Origin of the sequence: Mesorhizobium sp. B2-3-2, assembly GCF_006442295.1 — a bacterium.
Classification (GTDB): Bacteria; Pseudomonadota; Alphaproteobacteria; order Rhizobiales; family Rhizobiaceae; genus Mesorhizobium.
In genome coordinates this window covers 163,503-184,997 of record NZ_VFWA01000009.1, presented here as the reverse complement: position 1 = coordinate 184,997, position 21,495 = coordinate 163,503, and the positions used below count along the sequence as shown (strand labels likewise).

The window sequence follows — 21,495 nt, the reverse complement described above, 5'->3', positions numbered from 1 at the left end:
ATATCTCGACTACTGTTGGTGTTGCCGGAACCGTGATCGACCAGGCAGGGAGAACTCAGATGTACACCAATATCCTCGTGAGCACGGATGGTTCCGACGTCGCCAGGAAGGGCGTTGAGCAGGGGATAGCCTTGGCGAAAGCCTTGGCTGCCAAGGCGACAGTTGTCACTGTCACGGAGCCAATGCTGATTGACTATGGAACCGGATTTACCTCCGGGTCTATTCCTTCGCAGGAGGAGGTTGATAGTTTTGAGGCCGCGAGCAAGGAATTCGCAGGGCAAGTCCTCGATCAAGTCAGAGAGGCAACTGACCGGATGGGGGTATCCGCGGAATTTCTACATGTCCCGGATGCCCACCCGGCCAAGGCGATTATCGAGACCGCCAAGTCACGGAGCTGCGACCTGATTGTGATGGCTTCCCATGGCCGTCGTGGCATCAGAAAGCTTTTGCTGGGAAGCCAGACATCGGAGGTTCTCGCGGAGGGAAGTGTGCCTGTATTGGTCGTGCGGTAGCCAAACGAAACCGGAGAAAGTACCGGCTTCCTTTGCGCTCAACCTTCCGAAAGAGACGGTATCCTGTGACGACGATGTCTCCATGCGCCGGCCTCGGCATTTAGAGGCTGCCGCGCAATGGCATCCATGATTGGCGCAGGCTAGACAACGACAACGCGGGCGCCGTTGCGCACTGTCCCGAAGAGTTCAAAAACATGCTCGTTCAACATCCGGATGCAGCCGGATGATGCAGCTTTTCCAATGGTCCAGGGCTCATTGGTCCCATGAATGCGATACAGCGTGTCCTGGCCATTGCGATACAGATACAGCGCCCGCGCGCCGAGAGGATTGTTTGGGCCTCCCGGAACGCGCTGCGGCAAGCTCGGATTGCGGCGTCGCATGTTGGCGGTGGGGGTCCAGGTCGGCCATTGGGCTCGTCGTCCAACGATTGCCTCTCCATTCCATCTCTGTCCGTCCCGACCGACTGCGATGCCGAAGCGGATCGCCCTGCGGGCGTCTTCGACATAGTACAGGAAGCGCTCCTGCTTGTTGATTAGGATGGTTCCGGCGGTTTCCCTGCCCAAGTAAGGCACCGTTTGCCGACGGAATTGCTGGGGGATGCGCGTCTTGTCTACGAGAGGGATGTCAAACGGCTGATCGGGAATTCTCCCGATATACCAACTTTTTTGGGAAGCTTCCGCACGCCCGGACAGCGCCAGAAATGATATTCCCCCAACGATCAGGGATCGTCTGCTCAAAGAATTCACCAAATGAACCTCCAAAATATAATGACTTGTTGGCTGGTATTTTGTGAGTTTCGATAAGCCTGCGCTATCGGGACCAACATTTCTGACATCGGCCTCTCCGCTTGAGGGTGCAATCTCTTATGCCGTACGAGCGCCTCGTCAGGCTGCGTGGTGTTCCCGGCGGGCAGTTCGAACCGGCGTCCAATCTCCAGCTTCGCCAAGGAATGGGTTCACTCTCGTCTTCGACAAGATTACCTCAGCCGAAGACTCCAATCACGTACTCGAAAGCTGATGGCTGAGAAGGCAATTGTTAGCCAGGAGGCTGTTCAGGGAAGGTTTGCCGTTGTTCGACCGCTCCGCCAAAGGAGGATGCTTGAGGCCCAGCCAGCCCGCCTCCCGTGCCTCTTTGGGCGAGATTCCGAACTCGCGCCTGAATGTCCGGCTATATGTCGAGGGATCCATGAAGCCCCACTCCTCCGCAATGCTTGAAATCGGGCGTCCATCCGCGATGTTCCCGAGCGCGTCCCTCGTTTTCAGCAGCCGCTGTCGCCGGATATAGTGCGAGATGCCTCCGGCTGGTTCGAAAATCCGATAAAGTCGGGAGCGTGAAATGCCGAGGTCTTGCGAGAGCTTTCCCGGTGTCAGGTTCCGGTCGGCCAGATTGGCTACTATGATCTTGTTTGCGCGGGCCATGATGACCGCGTCGATCGGCTCCTGTGCTTCGAAAAAGTGATCCCGGGACGGGGAAATGCACGCGGCAAGCAGGCTGGTGGTCGCCGATGCGATATACGGGACGTCGTTTTCCGTGCGATCGGGGAAGGAATGATAGAGCAGCAGAACATAGTCGGCGACGAACGTAGCCATCTCGGGCCGGATATCGAGCGTGAAGGGTTGCGAGAAGGCGAAATCCCGCGGAAGGAATAGCGCAAGGACACCGTCATCCTCACCCTGATCTTCATGGGGTGCACCCAGGCATTGCCAACGTAGCTGTCCCATTCTTGGCGGGCCGCCGCCCGCGGGGATTGTCTGGGGCACCGAGAGAGCCCAGTGGTCGAACACCGGACTCTTTCTGCTGCGCCACCGCCGACGGTACCCCATCCCGGGATATTCGATGAAAGCCAGCACGAGGCTCTCCAATCGCCACGCCCGCTCGCGCGCCGAGAACGAGCCGAACTCGTCTCGCAGCAATTCGACGTCGGCAATATTTGAGTGCCAACTCCGGAACAGGTCGAATTGCTCGGCCGGTGGCACCTGCGAGGTATCAACGTCTACGACGCATCTTAGAGGTTCCGCGGTCCCGATCGCTTCACTTTCGCTGACAATTGATGGCTTGTCTTGCATTGAGGCAAACTCATTGCTTGAAAGAGGGTGACGCCAACCCCATGGAGTTCTCGATCAAGAGACCAGACGTGTCGGGCTCATCCCCGGCGGATGTAGCCGCGGCGAGATCGAGGTTATGGGACTTGAAATCCCGACACCCGCACCTGCTTGGGTGGTATGGAGCCAGTCGACAAGAACATCTCGCCCAGCCAGCAGAATCGATGATGTGCGGATGTCGGCCGCGTGTATGGCAACTGCTCCAGCGATCGGCTCGCCAAGAGTATCGCTTCGTACTGTTACCTCCATCACAAGCTCCTATCGCGCTAGCAGATCAACAATGAACGATGTGCCTTTCGCAAGGAGACGGTCCTGACAATTAAAAATCCAGGGTGGAGTTATCGAAAATCGTGATGCTAATGACGAGAGCGCGGCCGAGCTTAAACGGTCATCGATTTTTGAAAAATATGCGAGGAATCCATAATATGGGTTTGACGTATATTTCTTGTAGCTTGTGTGATGATCTCCAGGCGCCCCCGACCTCTGCCAGGAATCCGTCACTGTCTTGAAGAAAGGGACAATCCCAATGAATTGTTGATCAGAAGGTTGCTCAGGATGCCAGCATCCGCGACTGGCTCATCCACAGTCAGCCAAGTCGAATGCTTGACGCCCTGCCACCCGAGTTCGCGCGCTTCTCTTGGAGAGATGCCGAACTCTGTTTTGAACATCCGGCTGTAGGTAGACGGATCGTGGAAGCCCCATGCTTCGGCTATGCTGGAGATCGTTCGCTTGTCCGAACTGTCCGCCAGGGCGTCGCGCGTTTTGAGCAGCCGCTTGCGTCGCACATAGTTGGACACACCGCCTACCGGCTCGAAAATCCGGTAGAGACGGGAGCGCGAGACACCGACCGCACGGCAGAGTTTGTTGGGCGTCAAGTCGGGATCGCTCAACCTCTCCGCGATACGCTTGGCAATCCGAGCGGCAGACACGGCGTTCACAGGCCCTTGCGCCTCTGCCAGATGATCTTTTGTCGGCATAAGAGCAGCCGCGGAAATATTGGCGGTCGCGGTAACGATATGGGGTAGATCCGCTTCTCTCAAGTGAGGAAGTGAGCGGTGCAGAAGAACCGCGTAGTGGGCAAGAAAATCAAGCGCTGCGTCGCTGGCTTCGATTTTCGATGATCTGGTTGCCGGCCATGTGCGCGGCAGAAAAAGTGTGATGAACAGGTCGTCGTTGCTCACTCCAACATCGGGCAGGGCCAGACACCTCATGCGGGGCCGACGAGATATCATCTCGCCCCCGGCACAACGCGAGAACGGCACCGACAGCATCCAGTGATCCAACAGCGGTCGTCTGCGATGTTCCCATTGTATCTCGTAACCGGCGCCTGGAATTTCGATGGAACTCAACGCCAGATCGCCCAACTGCCATACCTGATGACGAGCCGGGAACGCGGAGTGCTCAGCTCGAAGAAGCTGTATTTCGGCAACCCCGGTAAACCATGATCGATAGAAATCAAACTGTTCGGCTGGGGGCGCCAACAAGCTACTTACGTCGATGGCGCATCTTAGAGGTTCATCCGCAAAAGGGTCGGTGGGAACGCCGGCAGCGGTTACTCTCGCGTCCATAACAAACTCCTGTCGTACAAGAGACGCCGAAGTATAGGCAACTCAAGGGGTCGGCAGGCCGTTTCCCGCAAGGAAACCGACAATAAAACACGCCTCAACCTGCCGCCGCGGATGAGATCGATTTTGAGACAATCTTAAGCCGGAGATACGCCCCTAGAGTGGGCTAGGAATCCCAAACATAGGCAATGCGTTTATTTCTCGTGGAAACGGGGACAGCGTTTTTCCCATCGTATTTACCCTTGCAACCATGGCCATTCTCGTCGGCGCCGAGCGCGCCATGTGGAGTGACCCTTGCATTCTCTTGCTTGCGACCAACCGGTCGGAAGGTCTGTTGCGACCCACAGAGGTCGCGACATGAGAATCTCCTGACGGCCAACCAATTTCTATCCACTTTCCGACGGAGTGCGTGAAAGCTCTCGGGATTGGGGTGGTTCAGTAGGCAATAGGCCGAATGCGGGCTGCACAAGCTGTGATGAGGCTCTATGCGTAGGTATGTTCTTGGCTTGGGACCGGGGGGCCGGCATTTCTGCCGACTGCCTCCGTCCAACAGGAGCCGACGGCTCCATCCTGATCAAAATGCCTGGGGCCCCGCGTTAACCAGCCTCGGATCGGCAGGTTGGGCATCCCATCGGTCTGGTGCTGTGTGTCTCCAGAAGCGTCGACGCGCCTCACTGGGGGAGCATCCGAAGATTGACATATAGGCTCCAGCGAAACGGCCCAGGTGCCAGAAACCAAAGCTCATGGCGATATCGGTGATCGAGAGGCGATCGCCCTGCGTCAGGATAAGGCCGTGCGCGGCCCGAAGCCGCCGCTCACGCTCGTAAGCTCGAGGGCTGACTCCTAGACGTTCCTGAAAGGCGCGCTCCAACATTCGTTCGCCAATGCCCAGTACCTCGCAGACTGCACTGACGGAAACAGGGCTATGAGGCTTTGCCTCCAGAATGGCCAGGGTAGCGTCAACGATATCGCGCCGATCGCTGGAGCCGGGGGCGCGGGGGGACGGTTGCTCCGTGAGGGAAAGCACCCGCGCGAGCGCGGCGCCCGCTTCGCTCGCCGCAACGGCCAGGCCGGCACTTAGGTCATAGCCACGCTGTGCTGCAGCTTCCGCGAACCCGACGGTTCGCAGCAGCTTCTGCTGAAGCTCCAGTTCGGCTCCTGCCGTGAGGCGTTGCTCATGTATCCCTGGCGTCAACGAGCTCCTCTGGCCCAGGTGGGAGGCTGATGCCGTGCGCAGAGACTCGAGCGCGGACCCACGCAGACCGATCCGCATGAGGCGATAGCTTCCTGGCATCTCCAGCTTGAATTCCGTTCCCGGGCCGATGATCCGCAACTGCGGTACTTCACTCCGTTGTCCGTTGAAGGTCGTGCCTTCGCCCCAGAGGAACACCGCCGTCAACGCATCGTCATTGATCGCCCCAGACATGGCGATGCCACCCTTGTCCCGCAAATCGAGGACAAACGTGTCGCCATAGTCTATCGTTGCAAGGCTCGATGCATGGCGCTGCTCGCCAATCTGCTGGATATGGAATTCCGCGTCGGGATCAGACTCGCGGGTGCGCGCGACCACGGAATTATATTGGCGAGCGTACCAGTTAGGAGCCTCCAACAACGAGGGCCTCTCCAAGTCTTTTGTCCGGACTGGGGTTGGACGCGATCGCTTTCGTCCAACTCGATAAGTCAAGCAACCGAGTCCGGCTTGTTTCTGCGGGCGATCTTTATAATCAGGAGAATGATTCCGATAGCAAAGAGAAGACAGCCAACCGTGATGCTCGATGGAGAGCCGTAGCGATAGCCCGATGCAAAAATGAGAAAGCCTATGAGCAAGAGGCCGATAGCTATCAATTTGTTTGCCAACAGGGCCTTGGTGGTTCCTTCCATTGTCGCAGCTCCTTAAATTTGACGTTTCGAGGTGGTGTCGAGGGTCTTTCTGGCTTTCGCTCTATTCGGTCTTTTCTTCTGGCTCCCAGGAAGCCGACTGAACATTCGAGTCGAGCGCGAGGTGAGCGACGACGCGTTCGACTGATTGCGCATCATCACGGTTGCTGAACAACGTTGCTTCTATTCTCATGGCGTCGCCCTCATTGATGGGATGGCTGTTAAGGGAGCGTAGGCGGAGGAGGTTTGTATTGATGGTCTGAAGCAGGATCGATCTGAGCAAATAAACATTATCCCGTGGGCATACGATCTCTATGGTGTACGTGTATTCGACGGCAGGTTGTTCCTGAGAGTGCCTTCGAAAGAATCTTGAGAAATTAGGAAGAAGCGAATTGAGTACGATAATCAGCATTGCGGTTTCCGCGGCCAGCAGCAGAAAGCCAAAGCCTACGAACACTCCGACAGAGCCAGTGCTCCAGATCGTCGCGGACGTACTCAACCCTCTTATGTTGGAACCGTCCCTGATGATCAGGCCGGCGCCAAGGAAACCAATGCCGGTTACGACCTGAGCCCCCATTCGAAGATCGAGACCTGAGCCGAGAGCGCCCGGCAGCGAGGAATATGCCGCCGCACCCAGTGCGACCAGTGCGTACGTCACAAGTCCTGTATACTGTTGCCGGTACTGGCGTTCCGCACCAATCAGCGCGCCGAGCAGCAACGCAAGCACAAGCTTCAGCAGGATTGATTGAGTTATCGCGACTTCAGCTTCCAAATGTTCATTCCGTCTTATTCAAGATGCAGGGCTTTCATCACATGGCGCCGATCTCGGGCGCCGGCTGCCGGGACACGGATTGCTGGGATGCCGACCGCTTCAGGATTGTGAGCGGCAGGTGGAGAACGAGGAAGGCGTTGTTGAAGATGATCTGCCGGGCCTCTTCGGCTTTGTCTTCGACCGGCATATCTTCGTTCACGATGAGACGACGCAGCAGATGCCCGGACCCCAACAGCTTCATCAGTGTTTCCGATGTTGCGAAGCCGCTGTGTCCGCCGCCGTCCACGCCGGAAATATCGATAACTTGGATGTTCTTTTTCTGAAGGAGCGGAATCTCGAAGCCACTGCCCACTCGTGGCCGGCCACCTGCGATGCGGCGCGACACGCTCAAGGCACGATCTCGCCGAGAGACAACGATCGTGAAGGGATGTGGCAGTTGGTGTATGTCCCTAACCTGGCTGCTGAAGACATCCGGATCGATATCGGGCGCGGCAAGCAAGACGCCGCGGATTCTTGAGGTCACCTCCGCCTTGCCTTGCAACGCAAGGGTGCGGAGCGCCTCCATCACGACATACGCGCCCATGGAATGGCCGACGATGAAAACACCGGTAGCGTTCGATCGAGCTGCGATTTCGATCGTTTCGGCCAAGCCGTCCCGCGCCTGCAGAGCGCTATCGCGATCGAAAAGATAGCCGCCGATGGATCCCGCCGACGCCCAGGAGAAATGAACCGGCACCGAGGAGATATGGTAGTCGTGGACGACTTGGGCATTGCGAAACAGGCCTTCGGCAAAATTGTTGTTGTAGCCGTGCACGAAGATAAACACCTCGCGTTCCGAAGGCGGACGCTTCGCCAGCATACCGTTTAACCGACCTGCGAAGGATGCCCTGTTCTCGAAGCGGACAAGATCACGAGCGGAAAAATGGCGCTTCGGATCGGGTGATGTCGATGACGTCTCGACGACGCCCGGCCGGTGTGTAGCCGGCACGACGACAGTCAACTGCGAAAAACTCAATGTCGGGGAACGATCCCGCGAATAGGGTGGTTCGGAGATAGGGGATCTTGTGCGCGTGGTGGCGACCAGGAAGCGAATAGCCGACATTTCGTTGCTAATTTGTACAGGCGAGGCAAGGCCCGTCACGGCTCTTGGACCGGCGCAGCTTTGCACCAGCAACGCCAGCGAGATAACCAACACAAATCGTCCTGCGGGGTTCTGCATCCTGCTGGCCGCGCCGGCTTATCTTTGTAAACTCACCAGCCTTTGGCCATCCTTGTCCAACAGTTGCACTCGTCCTGTCTGTGGGGCTTCAAAGCGATGGACGGACCCGAGTGCCTTCAGAAGATTGCGCTCTTGATCCATGAGTGGCTGATCGCACATCATCCTCGACGAGCCGGTTTCCGAGATCGTCAGCGCTTCCCCGGTCAAGGCGAAGCCGCCAAAGAACCGATTGCACGAACCATTCCCATGGATGCGTCCATTCGGCTCGAAGGCAAGGGTTGGTTTCGAACCCGCGACCGTGGTTTCTTCTCGAATCTCGTCCACGAGCCAATCTCCGTGAAGGAGGTCGCCCGGCTCTCCGGCGCAGCCCTCAAATTTCCGGTCGCCAAGGATGACGGTCGCGGTTTGGGGGTATGGCATTCCGCTCATGGTATCGACGCATATTTTGGCAGCGACGGTCACCGCGAGTTGCCGGCCGCCGACCGTTGCCAAATAGGTGTCGGCGTCGCCTTGCCTCGTAGGGCTCGGAGCCGGCTTAACCGTGAAGGTCTCGCCCCCTAAGGCGTTGAAGCTGAGCGCGGTGTCCGAGATACTGATCTGCCAACTCGGCTCGTTGCCGCGTGCGGTCAGCGATGCGGCCTCTGCATTGCCGGTCGCGGTGGCGAACACCGACAACACCGCAAGTGAAGCGGCTAATGGTGGAGACGAGCAGGAATCTGGGCTCACGGTTGCAGCCTCCAGGCGAAGCGTCACTGAATTCGAAGGCCGCCCGGAAACCGGCCTCTGGCGGGGCAGCTTCGCCAAAATATTGCGCCGAATGTACTGACATCCGGCCGTCAGTCTATCGTCGCGGTTCGGGGAACGAGTCCATTCGGCGAAAAATGGACGCAAAGCCAAGAATTGAGATTCCAAGAATATGGATGATGGCCGCGGACCATCTCGGCCGCCCTTTGGCGAGGACGAACCTCAACGGGATGGTTCGATCGTATCGAGGCGTTCCGCACGGTCTTCCGGACGCCGGAACGACAGATACTCGGTTGCTTTCTGGACGACAAAATAGACCGAGGGAATGATCAGCAGGCCGATCGTGGTAGCCGCGGCCATGCCCCCGAAGATTGTGACGCCAACAGCCCGCCGCGCGCCGGCGCCCGCGCCGGTCGACACGACAAGAGGAATGATCCCGAGGATGAAGGAGACCGCGGTCATCATGACCGCCCTGAAGCGCTGCTCGGCCCCGGTCCGCGCGGCCTCCACTATGCTCTGTCCTTCATCGCGGCGCTCCTTGGCGAATTCCACGATCAGGATGGCATTCTTCGCCGCCAGCCCAATCAGCAGCACCATGGCGATCTGCACGTAGAGGCTGTTCTGCAATCCGAAGACCTTCAATGCCGCGATGGCGCCGAAGAGAGCCGCTCCGAGCGAAAGGATGACGACCAACGGAAGCGACCAGCTCTCGTATTGGGCGACAAGGAAGAGATAGGCAAAGAGGAACGCCAGCGCGAAGACCAGACCCTCCTGGCCACTGCCGCGACGTTCTTGAAACGACAGGCCCGACCATTCGAAACCATAGCCGTTCGGCAAAACCTGGGCCGCTGTCTTCTCCATTGCGTCCATGGCGCCGCCGCTCGAGCTTCCAGGTGCGGTAATGGCGTTTATCGGAGCGGCGACCGACAGGTTGTAGCGCTGGATGGCGAACGGCGACAGGATCGTCGTCAGCGACGTCAGAGTGTTCAAGGGCACCATGGTGCCGTTCCGGCTGCGCACGTGCAGGTCCAAGATGTCTTCCGCATGGGCACGGAAATCGGCATCGGCCTGCAGATTGACCTGGAACACGCGGCCGTTGAGCGTAAAATCATTTACGTAGCGCGACCCGAAAGCCGCGCCGATCGTGGAGTAGACGTCCGACACGCTTACCCCGAGCGCCTCGGCACGCGTTCTGTCCACGTCGACATAGACTTGCGGGACATTGGCGCTGAAGGTGGTGGCGGCCCCGCCGAGTTCGGGCAGGTGATTGAAGGCGCCAAGCAGGGCGCTGACGACCTGCGCGATCTCCTGCGGCGGTTGCCCTTCTAGCGCCTGCAGGCGGAAGTCCAAGCCACCGACCGAGCCGATGCCGGCGATCGCCGGCGGAGCGAACACGGCGACATTCGCGCCGGGGATCTGGGAGAATTTCATCCGCAGCGCCTGCAGGATGCCGGCGAGCTGCAGTTCCCTGGACGTGCGCTCGTCCCAGGGCTTCAGCGCCGCGACCGCCATTGCGCCGCTGGGCGAACTCGTCGACTGAAGGATGCTGAATCCCGCAACCGTGATGACATCTTGCACGCCGCCGGTGTCGGCCAGAATCTTGCGCACGTCCTCCACGATGGCTTTCGTGCGATCGAGTGAAGCGGCATTGGGCAACTGGATGTCGATGAACAGCGCGCCCTGGTCCTCGTCGGGCAGGAAAGTCGACGGCAGCCCGGTGAAGATTAGATAGGCGGCGCCAAAACAGGCAAGCAATCCCGCCAAAGGCACGTACCAATGCCGCACCAGAAACCCGACGAGGCGTCCATAGCCGTCGCGCGTCCTGTTCATGAATGCCGTGAACCAGGCCAAGGGGCCGCGCTTGAAATGACCCGTATGGCGCCGCAGAAGCAGTGCGGCCAACGCCGGGCTCAGGGTCAATCCGACAAACGAGGAAATCACCAGCGCCGAAGACAGCGTCACGGCGAACTGCCGGTAGAGCTGGCCACCTATGCCGCCGAGAAACGCTGTCGGCGTCACCACGGCCAGCAGCACCAGGGTCGTGGATATGATCGGCCCGGTGATCTGGTGCATCGCCTTGCGCGTGGCGTCGGCGACCCCGATGTCCGGCGTATCCTCCAGCACATGCTTGACGTTCTCAACGACAAGGATGGCATCATCCACCACCAGGCCGATTGCCAGCACCAGCGCCAGAAGAGAAACCATGTTCAGCGAATAGCCGGCGGCAAACAGCACCGCCAAGGCGCCGAGCATGGAAACCGGGATGGCAAGCGCCGATATGAACGTGGCGCGCCAATCCTGCAGGAAGACATAGGTGACCGCGAGAACGATCAGGAACGCTTCAAGCAGGGTTCGGGTCGTCAGCGAGATGCTGGCATTCACGAAGCGGGTCGCGTCGTAGACGATGTGGTACTGCATGCCTTTGGGAAAGCGTGACGAAAGGCGCTCCAGTTCGGCGCGTACCGAGGCCGCGGTCTGGATGGCGTTGGCGCCGGGCGACTGGTTGATCTGCATCATCGCCGATGCGTGTCCGGCAAAGCTGGCACTCGAAGCATAGTTTCGCGCGCCGAGCTCGAGCCGCGCGATGTCGCGCAGGTAGACCTTGGCCCCCGACGAGCCCGTGCGCACGACGATGTCGCCGAACTCCTCGACGCTCCTCAGCCGCCCCTGCGCGACCAGCGTGTACTGCAGCTCCGAGCCTTGCGCCTGCGGCGGCGCGCCCGCCTGCCCGAGTGTCGCCTGGATGTTCTGGCGTTGGATGGCGGCTGAGACATCGTCGGGCGTCAGCCCAAGCGCATCCATGCGCTGTGGGTTGAGCCATACCCTCATCGAGTATTCCGAGGCCCCCGCAACCGAAGCCTCACCGACGCCCCGCACACGCGATATCGTGTCGGCGATGGTCGTGGTGATGAAATTCGTGATCGCCAGCGCATCGAGGCTGTCGTCCGGTGAATAGAAAGCGATACCAAGGATGAAATCCGGCGAGCGAGCGCGCACGGACACGCCTTGCTGCGCAACCGCCGCCGGCAGGCGCGAGATCGCCAGTTGGGCACGGTTCTGTACGTTGATCTGCGCCGTCTCGGGGTCGGTTCCGACTTCGAAGGTCACCGACAGCGTGTATTGGCCGGCGTTGGAGCTGGTGGACGACATGTACATCATGTGATCCACGCCATTTATGGCCGTCTCCAGCGGGCCACCGACGACGTCGGCGATGACTTCCGCGCTTGCTCCCGGATAGGAGGCCGACACTGTCACCGTTGGAGGGCTGATCTGCGGGTATTGCTGTATGGGAAGAGAAAACACCGCTATCGCACCGGCGATCGAAATGATGATTGAGATAACGATCGCGAGCCGGGTGCGGGTGATGAACAGGTCCGAGATCATTGCGTGCCCTCGCTTTCGCGCGGGGTGACCTGCTGACCATCGGAAACGCGCTGCAGTCCTTCGACGACGATCGTCTCGCCGCCTTTCAATCCGCTCGTCGCTGCCCAGCGATTGTCGATGCGCGCACCGGTCGTGATCGCCTGCCTGGTCACGGTATTGTTGTCGTTGAGCACGAAGACGAACTTGCCCTGGCGGTCCTGAAGAACGGACGCCATCGGCACCATCGGCAATTTTCTGGCGTCTTCATCGACGACTGTCAGCCGGACGAATTGGCCTGGCGCCAATATATGGTCGGGGTTGGGGAACAGCGCGCGGACGGCGACGGTGCCGGTCTGCTGGTTGACCTCATTGTCGATGAACTGCACCCGCCCCGGCGAAGCGAATTCGGTGCCGTTGGCGAGCAACAGGCTCAGGCGAAACCCGTTCGGATCGATTTTCTGGCCGCCGGCCAGTTTCTGCCTGATGTCGACCAAGGTGCTGTCGGCGATCGAAAATGCGACGCGAATAGGGTCGAGTTGCACGATGCGCGCCAATGGCGCGGAGCCGGGCCCCACGAGATTGCCGCGCGTCGCCAGGGAGCGGCCGATGGTGCCATCGATGGGAGACCTGATCTGAGCATAGGAAAGATTGAGTTCGGCCGTATGGAGCGCTGCGTTGGCGCTTTGAACATCCGCCGCGGCGACATCGAATGCAGCCTGCGCATCGTCCAGCGTGGCCTGAGCAATAGTCCTGCGATTGAGCAGGTCCCTGGCGCGCGACAGGCTTTGCTGCGCGGCATTGCGGGTGGCTTCGGATCGCGCCACTTGTGCTTGGGCCGACATCACCGCCGCCGACAGTTGATCCGGCTCGATTTCGAAAAGCAGATCGCCCTCCTTCACACGCTGGCCTTCCGAAAACCGGATCTCCTTCAACAGGCCGGACACGCGCGCCTGAATGTCGACAGCGTCGATGGCCTCGACCTGCGCGTTGTATGTCAGCGGGGCGTTTGCTGGACCGGACTGGACTTTCTGCACGACCACCGGCACGGGCGCCGGCTGCGCGGTCTGCGTACGTGCCGCGCCCGCGAAGCCGGCCACGCCGACCAGCATTGCAGCCGCCACGATCTTGGCTCGAAAATCAAAACTGCTTTTCATCATGGGCACTCGCATCCCGCTCTAAAGCCAACCCCTTCGTCCTGCGCACGCTCAGCGCAATGACGAGATACGCCAGTCCGGCAATCATCATGGAAAATCCGGCCACCAAGCCGGTTGGCATCTCTCTGACGATCGGCCACTTCAACAGTATGGAGAAGGCAGCAAATATGGCGACGATTCCGGAAACGGCGAACCAATACCAGCCGCCGACTTTCCTGACTTCCGTGGCAATGATTAGTTGAAGAATACCGTGGACGAATAGTACAAATGCTATGAACAGTGATATTGCGGCCGATGCTTTTATAGGGTTGAAGTAAATCATGATGCCGCCGATGAGCTCGAAGAAGCCGGTCAGTTCCTGCCACACGAAACCCGCCCAACTTTTGATCCAGAGAGATTGGATGACCTTGATGACGCCGACTGCCATCAGGGCTACGGCGAACACGACGTTGGATGCGAAATTGGAAACGGTGGGAACTGCGACTGAAAAAACACCGCCCGCAAGCAGGAGGATCCCAAAGAGCAGAAACCTGCGCCACTTGCTCTGCTCGATTTCGGCCCGTTCATATGGCGTTGCAGGCGGGTGATCTGATTTTTCTGGCATGTCCCCGTTCCATGCAGGTTCTAAATATCGATCTCGCACCCTGCGGACAGACCGGACGGAACGTCAGGAGCCAGTCTGGCCGCCTCTCGGCGAGATTTCCCAATGACGACGGCTGCGTGGTCGAGATCTTCTTGCGCCCTTGCTTCGTCAGGTCCGTGAGGCCGTGTCGGATACTGATCGCTGCGACGTGAATGCGGCATACGGCTTTCCGCTGGCTTTCAAAGGGTACTCTTGTGCAGCCGGCCGTCCTTCATGATGACGACGAAATTCTTGTGCGGATCCTCGATCAGCCGGATGTCGTCGAGCGGGTTGCCGTCCACGACCAGGAGGTCCGCGAAAGCTCCTTCCTCGATGACGCCGAGCTTGCCAGGATAAGGGTTGCGCAGATTGGAGAGCGCGAGCAGTTCGGCATTGCCGGAGGTCGCCATCTGCAGGACTTCGGCGTTCTTGTACCAGTTGGCTAAATGCGTGAGCATCATGCTCTGGCGCGGACCCAACGCGGGCGAGAACAGCACGTCGGAACCCCAGGCCGTCTTGATGCCGTGCTTGCGAGCGAAGGCATATATCCTCGGCGTGCCTGAGAAAAGCTGCTGGGCGCGGTCGGCGCTAGGTCCGGTCAGCGGGCCTGTGTCCTCCGCTGTCAGGAAAGGCTGGGTGCTGAGCCATGCGCCCTTCTCGGCGATCATGGCCGCCGTGTCCTCGTCCATCAGATGCGCGTGCTCGATCGACTGCACCCCGGCTGCCAGCGCGCGCCGTATCGCGCGAGCCGTATAGGCGTGCACGGTAACGTAGGTGTTCCAATCCTGTGCCACCTCGACGCCCGCCCGCAACTCATCTTCGCTGAAGGTGACTATGTCCAGCGGACTGCGCGGCGACGATACGCCACCGCTGCCAACCAACTTTATCTGTGAGGCGCCTTGGAGAAGCTGTTCCCGGATACGCATCTTCAGGTCGCCGATATCGTCGACTATGGCCGAGCCGCCCAGCAGCTCTCCTTTGCTGAGCTTGCCGCCGTCGCGCGGAATCTCGCTCGGCAGGCGAAGATCGGCGTGGCCCCCGGAGGTCGTGATCATTGCGCCTGAGGGATAGATGCGCGGGCCAGGGATCAGCCCCGTGTCGATGGCCTGCTTGAAGGAGAAGGAAGGGCCTCCCAGATCGCGTATGGCGGTGAAGCCGCGACTGAGCGTGCGATCCGCCTCGGCGGTGGACGCGGCGAAGATAATTCCCGGGTCGCCGTTGAGCAGGATGTTGACAGGGACCGCCGCGAAGATTGCATGCCAATGCGCGTCGATCAGCCCCGGCATGAGGACGCCATTGCGGCATTTGATGATGGTAGCGTCGTTCGGGGGAGGGGCATTCGTCATATCGATTCCGGAAATCCTGTTGTCCTCCACCAGGATTTGAGCGCCATCCTTCACCATGCCTGACTTGCCGTCGAATAACCGAACCTCGCGAAACAGGATCTTGGAGGGCGGCGTAGCCGTCTGCGCGAACGACGGCTTGGTCAGGACGCCGGCAATGGTCGCGACCCCGATGCCGGAAAGAAAGCTACGCCGGGAAAAGGCTTCCAGGCGACGGGAAGCCCTTTGAAGATCGGGATTGAAACAGCCGCAACCGGAACTGTGAACAAGGTGACCGTACTTCGAGCCTAGCCGCAGCATGTCTCTTTTGCCTCCGGTTGAGCGACACTGCACGTTGCCGACGGCGGCTTCGTGTCGCGGTTCTTGTCGTTTCAGGTCCCGTTACTCGACCAACACATCGCCGCCGACAGGATTGGCGCTGTCAAAGATGAGGAATACGATCGGAGTTCCGGGTTCGGCTGTCGCATCGGTCCGCCTGGCGCCAACTTTGCCGCCGAGGGTCACGGGATATTCCGCCACGACTTCACCGAACGTGTTCCTCTGGATGGCAACCTTCCGGCCGGGCTGCACAGTTTCATTGAGCTCGACCAGCAATTCGACGAAGCCGCCATGCGTTGCGATGACGGGGAACATGCCGTCCGCGACGAAAACGTTCGAATCCTTGCTGGTTCTGCCGACAGGACCTGAAATTATTCCGTGATGCTTGATGACGTTCATCGTCCCTTCGATGAACAGGGTGATCATCGCGTGATCGAAGATCCGCGGCTTGCCGATCTCGGGCGTGAAGGCTGGAATGCCCGCATCGATGAGGGCATTGGCAAGAAGGCCCGGCTCGCCAAAGTTGTCGAAAATCTGATCGACCGGATAGAGTTCCGCCATCGCGCGCACTTCGGGGAGATCCATGCGCGCGAGGTGGAACGCCGTCGCGTCCATACCTGTGGCGGCCGTATGAAAATCGATCGCGTAGTCGAGGTTTGACCGCAAAAGCCGATTGAATATCAGGCCGGCGTGGCGCGTCGGGGCGTCGGGAGCGCCCTCATTGCCAGGGAACAACCGATTGATGTCGATCAGGTCGATCCCGCGCCCAGAATTCGGCCATCGCCGTTCCATGCCCTCCATTGCGGGGCGTGAAATGTCGAATACGGCCATCACGGATCCGGACATCGCGGCCGGATCGAGCTCACGCATTACGGATTGCACCGTGTGAATGGGGCTCATTTCGTCGCCATGCACCCCGCTCGTCAGCCCCAGCCGTTTGCCCGGGGCTGCCCCCTTGGCGACCATCACCGAGACGTACCAGTGCTGGCCCGTCGGCATCTGTACGCCCTGGAAATAAAAGCTGTGCTTGCCTGGTTCCAGATCCGCGATGTCAAGCGAACTGATGACTTTCTTTCCGTCGATGACATCGCCGGTATAGATGGTCCCCGACATCCCTGCGGGAGACGCACTTGCAGCTGCCGAGCCCGTTTGCGCCTGCGCCGGCCCGGCGATGAGCGCAGCGGCAGCGCCGATCGTAGCGACCGATGCGATCATGAAGTCGCGACGTCCGAGGCCCTCGCTGGTTTCATTCGCCATGGCTGTGGTCCCTGCCGGATGAGGATCATGTTGGATCTCGTGATGCCTGCGAGGGCGCTGGATCATCCTCACCGATCCCCGTTGAGCACGTGGTCTCCGGGCATTAGTCCACAAGACGTTTCAGGGAGTACAGCCTCCAAGAAGAAAAATGGACCGGTAGTCTATGATTGGGATGCTTTGCATACTGAGTTGAGAGCCACCACAACAACCCGTGTGAAAAAGCGTTCGATATGACTCAAGCCACCTTCGCGACTGCCGTCGGGCGCAATTCAGACCAGTCCGCTACTGATTACATCAAGTGGGCTAGATGGCACGTTGACGATTTGTTAACATGATTTCATGCTGACGGTAGACAGGCAGTACATCCGTCCCGACACTGCTGCTTGGATCGTCTATTTTAGAACGAACTAATGTACTTGCGATAGTCCGTATTGCGCCAACAAAAGACGGATAATTGCTATGGATGCTATAGTTCATGCCGCTGGGCTATCCAGAGGAGCAGGTGCCGAGAAGGCGCTGCAATGCGCCGTCGACATCGATACCTCCACGGCACCACCTGCCGAGCAATTCGACCTGTTTCGAAGCTGGTATCAGGGTGTTGCCGATACTGAACTTCTGCAAAAACAGAGCCATTCGTTTCCAGCGCATGAAACAGTGTGGGATTTGGGAACGTTGACGGTCATGTTCCTCGAATTGCCTGGCAGTGGCTACCGCTGCCGTTGGCGGCATTTGAAAAACCCTTCGGTAGACAATTGGTATTTGAGCCTGCCCTTGTCCAAGGGCAGGCATCCTGGAAATTGGCAGGTCGTGAAAACGACGCTGCAATCTTTTGCAGAGCCCTATGAGTGCGTGACGGAGAACGATGCCCTCCTTGCCGTTTTCCTGCCACGCGACCTGCCTTTCATCCAATCATCCAGGATTGAAATACGTGAGGAGTCGAAAAGACTCCTGGCAGACTACATGCTTCTGCTGCACCGTTCCCTTTCCGATTTGAGGGCCGTGGATGTATCGCACATTGCCACTGCCACCACCAATCTGCTGGCTGCGTGCGTGTCTCCCTCGCATGACCGCATCACCGAGGCGAAGCGTGTGATCGACGCCGTGATCGCCGAGCGCGCTGCCAAAATCATTGCACAAAGTTTGAATGATCAGTCCTTGGCATCCGACAGGCTTTGCCGCGAACTCGGTGTGTCCCGCTCTCGCCTCTACCGGATATTTGAACCGGCTGGAGGTGTTTCGAATTATATTCGCCACAAACGCCTGCTCAAGACACGCGATATACTTTCCAACAGCCTGGATGGGCGACCGATCTCCGCCATTGCCGGGGATTGGGGCTTCACGGATCCGTCGGCGTATAGCCGGATGTTCAGGAAGGAATTCGGCATTACGCCAAAGGAGGCCCGCGTGGAAGGCTGGCAAGGCGCCCAGGCCTCGAGCTCGCAGCAGATCATGCAGGCTGACAGCAGGGCGCACACGCTGAGTGGTCTTCTGCTGCGAAACAGCTTTGGGCCCTAGACTGCGATGGCGCCGGCAAGGATGCCGTAGATTGCCGCGACCGCGCCAAGTGCGGCGACGACGAACATCCCCATCTCGGCGGGAGTAAACACCCTCTGCCCCCGCTCCTTCCGAGCCATGACGAAGAGGATCGTGCCCGGTCCATAGATGACGGCCGAGAGCAGCAGGTGCTTGGCGCTGGCGGCGTAGATGAGACCGGCCGTATAGATCAATGCTATCGCTGCCCTTGCGAAATCGACACGCCGCGCTGCGGGATCGTTCTCGTAGCTCTCACCGCCCCATGCGAGCTTGAACCCGTAAGCGGCGACAAGAAGATAGGGGATGAGGATCATGGAACTGGTCAGCTCGAGCGCAAGCCTGAAGGCCTGTTGAGCAAAGAGCGTCAGGACCAGAAAGACCTGCACGACCGTATTGGTCAGCCAGAGCGCCCGCGACGGCACGCCATGCTTGTTTTTATGCGCAAGAAAACGCGGCATGGTCTGGTGATGTGATGCGGTGAACAGGATTTCAGCGGCCAGCAGCACCCAGGACAGATAGGCGCCGGCAACGGAGATCAGCAGGCCGAAGCTGATGAACTTGGCGCCCCATGGCCCGACCACCGCTTCCAATACGCCGGCCATGGAAGGATTGCGCAGCGCTGTCAGCTCGGGACGAAGCATGATCCCGTAGGAGGGAATGGTGACCAGCACAAGCAGACAGAGCACGCCGAGAAAACCAAGGAGCGTCGCGACCCCGACATCCCCGCGGTTGCGTGCATAACGCGAATAGACGCTCGCACCTTCGATTCCGACAAAGACGAACACGGTCACCAACATGGTGCCGCGAACCTGGCTCGCGATGCTGCCAACGCTGACTTCTTCCCCGCCCCAGAAATTGGCCGTGAAGATATCGGCGCTGAAGCCGTGGATAACGAAGATGATAAAGAGAAAAATCGGAATGATCTTGGCGTAGGTGACAATGGTGTTGATCGCCGCCGCTTCCTTGACGCCCCGCAGGACCAGCGAATGTACGATCCACAGAAGCATCGAGGAAATGACGATCGCCGTGATGGTATTGCCATCGCCGAACACAGGAAAGAAAAGCCCCAGCGTCGACTTTATCAGCACGAAATAGGAAACGTTACCGAGAACGGCGGCAGACCAGTAACCGAGGGCCGAGAGGAAGCCGAGATAGTTGCCAAAGCCAGCCTTGGCATAGGCATACACGCCCGCATCGAGGTCCGGCTTGCGAACCGACAAAGTCTGGAAGACGAAGGCCAACATCAGCATTCCGACGCCGGCGATGGTCCAGGCGATCATGGCCCCGAACGGACCGGTTTCGCGACCAAAGGCCTGCGGCAACGAGAAGATGCCCGCGCCGACCATCGAACCGACGACCATAGCCGTTAGGGTCCATATCGAGAATTTTTGCTGGACGGTCGAGTTCATTGAATTGGATCAACAATTCCTTTGGCGGACGGCGGTCCAGCGGCCTCTTTGTTACGCCTGCAACCTAGCTCGAATCTAGCGCCCACGTGATTGGCATAAAATCCCACTAGTATACCTGACGTCCAAAACCTTTGCCTTGGTTCGTTTAACCGGTTGCCGACATTCGCATTTACTGCTTCTGATCAGACCTAACCTTGCTGGACCGAGACGTGTCGGCGAGGCGTCTGATCGCGAACTCTGGTTCGCGCAGCCAGGAGAGCGGTTTATGACTTCAAACGAAAATCAGAAGCTTTCGCTGTTTGCGCTGACCAGCATGGTTGTGGGATCGATGGTCGGCGCGGGCATCTTCAATCTGCCTGGCCGGTTCGCGACTGCGACAGGTCCGTTCGGCGCGATCATCGCCTGGGCAATTGCGGGAATCGGCATGTACATGCTGGCGCGGGTCTTCCAGGCGTTGGCCGAGAAGAGGCCAGACATCGACTCAGGCGTCTTCGCCTATGCCAAGGCCGGCTTCGGCAACTACATGGGCTTCCTGTCCGCCTTCGGCTACTGGCTCGGTAGTTGCCTGGGCAACGTCTTCTATTGGGTGCTCATCGGCTCGACGCTGGGGCGGTTCTTTCCCGGGATCTTTGGGGACGGCAGCAGCGCCATCGCCATCATCGTCTCGCTGATCGGCATCTGGGCTTTCCACTTCATGATCCTGCGCGGCGTCGAGCAGGCGACCTTCATCAACACTGTCGTGACGATCGCCAAGATCGTGCCGATCCTGGTCTTCATCCTGCTCCTGATCTTCTTCTTCCATTTCGGGCAGTTCCGCGAGAATTTCTTCGGCGGCGTGGACATGCCGCCGAAGTCCCTGATCGCCCAGGTGCGTGACACAATGCTGATCACGGTCTTCGTCTTCCTCGGCATCGAGGGCGCCAGCGTCTATTCCCGCTTTGCCAAGGTGCGTTCCGACGTCGGTACGGCCACGATCCTCGGCTTCGTCGGCGTCACAGGCCTGATGGTAGCGGTCACGCTGTTGCCCTACGCGGCTCTGCCACAATCGGCTGTCGCCGGTGTCCAGCAGCCGTCGATGGCCGGCGTTCTCGAAGCGGTCGTCGGTCACTGGGGTGCGGTCTTCATCTCGATCGGCGTTCTAATCTCGGTGCTCGGCGCCTATCTCGCTTGGTCCCTCATCTGCGCCGAGGTGCTGTTCGCGGCGGCGAAGTCGCAGGACATGCCAAAGCTCTTCGCAGCTCAGAATGGCAACAGGGTCCCCGCCAACGCACTCTGGCTCACCAACATCGTGGTGTCGCTCTTCGTGATCTCCACCTACTGGTCCAGGGACGCGTTCAACTTCATGCTCGACATGACGAGCGTCACCGCGCTGCTGCCCTACCTGCTGGTGGCCGGCTACGGCATCTTGCTCGCCCGCAGCGGCGTTGGCTATGAAGAGACGCCGGATCAACGCGGTCGTGACCAGCTCTTCGCCTGGGTCGCGGCGATCTACACGATCTTCATGTTCGTCGCCGCCGGGCTCAAATACGTGCTGCTGGTCGCCGTCCTCTTCGTGCCCGGAACCATCCTCTACGTCTGGGCGCGGCGAGAGCAGAAATTGCAGCTGTTCACGCTCACTGAACTCTTCGTGTTCGCCGTCACGCTCGTCGCTGGCCTGATCGGAGCCTACGGGCTGCTGACGGGCACCATCGCACCTTGAACAGA

Annotated in this window: 17 protein-coding genes; 3 read left to right on the top strand and 14 right to left on the bottom strand. The window is 59.3% G+C overall.

Going from position 1 to position 21,495, the window contains the following annotated elements; genetic code table 11:
* The first annotated feature begins 59 nt into the window (after nt 1–59).
* Nucleotides 60–512, top strand: coding sequence for a universal stress protein (locus tag FJ964_RS20895; RefSeq protein ID WP_140552145.1), 453 nt, complete (start codon nt 60–62; stop codon nt 510–512).
* A 140-nt stretch (nt 513–652) separates the two neighbouring features.
* On the opposite strand, the gene FJ964_RS20890 is transcribed toward FJ964_RS20895, so the two are convergent.
* The 13 genes from FJ964_RS20890 to FJ964_RS20830 all read right to left on the bottom strand — a co-directional run bounded on the left by FJ964_RS20890 (nt 653) and on the right by FJ964_RS20830 (nt 16,849).
* Complete coding sequence (locus FJ964_RS20890) at nt 653–1,258, bottom strand: L,D-transpeptidase (protein WP_140552144.1); 606 nt, start codon at nt 1,256–1,258, stop codon at nt 653–655.
* Between the two features lie 252 nt (nt 1,259–1,510).
* Nucleotides 1,511–2,578 carry a helix-turn-helix domain-containing protein gene (locus FJ964_RS20885; protein WP_140552143.1) on the bottom strand — a complete coding sequence of 356 codons (1,068 nt, stop codon included), beginning with the start codon at nt 2,576–2,578 and terminating at the stop codon, nt 1,511–1,513.
* Nucleotides 2,579–3,111: 533 nt separating this feature from the next.
* Entirely contained in the window at nt 3,112–4,182 is a 1,071-nt protein-coding gene (locus FJ964_RS20880) for an AraC family transcriptional regulator (RefSeq protein WP_140552142.1), read from the bottom strand.
* A gap of 571 nt (nt 4,183–4,753) precedes the next feature.
* Complete coding sequence (locus FJ964_RS20875; protein ID WP_140552141.1) at nt 4,754–5,749, bottom strand: AraC family transcriptional regulator; 996 nt, start codon at nt 5,747–5,749, stop codon at nt 4,754–4,756.
* Between the two features lie 110 nt (nt 5,750–5,859).
* Nucleotides 5,860–6,060: a hypothetical protein gene (locus FJ964_RS20870; protein ID WP_140552140.1), complete on the bottom strand. Its 201-nt coding sequence runs from the start codon at nt 6,058–6,060 to the stop codon at nt 5,860–5,862.
* A gap of 61 nt (nt 6,061–6,121) precedes the next feature.
* Nucleotides 6,122–6,829 carry an MgtC/SapB family protein gene (locus FJ964_RS20865; RefSeq protein WP_181172550.1) on the bottom strand — a complete coding sequence of 236 codons (708 nt, stop codon included), beginning with the start codon at nt 6,827–6,829 and terminating at the stop codon, nt 6,122–6,124.
* A 37-nt stretch (nt 6,830–6,866) separates the two neighbouring features.
* A complete protein-coding gene (locus tag FJ964_RS20860) occupies nt 6,867–8,048 on the bottom strand; it encodes an alpha/beta fold hydrolase (protein WP_140552139.1) in 1,182 nt (393 codons plus the stop codon).
* An 18-nt stretch (nt 8,049–8,066) separates the two neighbouring features.
* Nucleotides 8,067–8,774, bottom strand: coding sequence for an META domain-containing protein (locus FJ964_RS20855; protein ID WP_140552138.1), 708 nt, complete (start codon nt 8,772–8,774; stop codon nt 8,067–8,069).
* Nucleotides 8,775–9,014: 240 nt separating this feature from the next.
* Nucleotides 9,015–12,176: an efflux RND transporter permease subunit gene (locus FJ964_RS20850; RefSeq protein ID WP_140552137.1), complete on the bottom strand. Its 3,162-nt coding sequence runs from the start codon at nt 12,174–12,176 to the stop codon at nt 9,015–9,017.
* On the bottom strand, nt 12,173–13,309 hold the full coding sequence (locus tag FJ964_RS20845) for an efflux RND transporter periplasmic adaptor subunit (protein ID WP_224717419.1): 1,137 nt from the start codon (nt 13,307–13,309) through the stop codon (nt 12,173–12,175). The genes FJ964_RS20850 and FJ964_RS20845 overlap by 4 nt, the downstream gene beginning before the upstream one ends.
* Entirely contained in the window at nt 13,293–13,913 is a 621-nt protein-coding gene (locus tag FJ964_RS20840; RefSeq protein WP_140552135.1) for an HdeD family acid-resistance protein, read from the bottom strand. Before FJ964_RS20840 ends, FJ964_RS20845 begins: the two co-directional genes overlap by 17 nt.
* A gap of 218 nt (nt 13,914–14,131) precedes the next feature.
* On the bottom strand, nt 14,132–15,574 hold the full coding sequence (locus FJ964_RS20835) for an amidohydrolase family protein (protein WP_140552134.1): 1,443 nt from the start codon (nt 15,572–15,574) through the stop codon (nt 14,132–14,134).
* An 81-nt stretch (nt 15,575–15,655) separates the two neighbouring features.
* Entirely contained in the window at nt 15,656–16,849 is a 1,194-nt protein-coding gene (locus FJ964_RS20830) for a succinylglutamate desuccinylase/aspartoacylase family protein (RefSeq protein ID WP_140552133.1), read from the bottom strand.
* Between the two features lie 459 nt (nt 16,850–17,308).
* Between FJ964_RS20830 and FJ964_RS20825 the strand changes: the two genes are divergently transcribed.
* Nucleotides 17,309–18,364: a helix-turn-helix domain-containing protein gene (locus FJ964_RS20825; RefSeq protein WP_140552132.1), complete on the top strand. Its 1,056-nt coding sequence runs from the start codon at nt 17,309–17,311 to the stop codon at nt 18,362–18,364.
* On the opposite strand, the gene FJ964_RS20820 is transcribed toward FJ964_RS20825, so the two are convergent.
* Nucleotides 18,361–19,791, bottom strand: a complete 1,431-nt coding sequence (locus FJ964_RS20820; protein ID WP_140552131.1) for a basic amino acid/polyamine antiporter — start codon at nt 19,789–19,791, stop codon at nt 18,361–18,363. The genes FJ964_RS20825 and FJ964_RS20820 overlap by 4 nt on opposite strands.
* A gap of 265 nt (nt 19,792–20,056) precedes the next feature.
* On the opposite strand from FJ964_RS20820, the gene FJ964_RS20815 reads away from it, so the two are divergent.
* Nucleotides 20,057–21,490, top strand: a complete 1,434-nt coding sequence (locus FJ964_RS20815; RefSeq protein ID WP_140552130.1) for a basic amino acid/polyamine antiporter — start codon at nt 20,057–20,059, stop codon at nt 21,488–21,490.
* Nucleotides 21,491–21,495 lie beyond the last annotated feature (5 nt).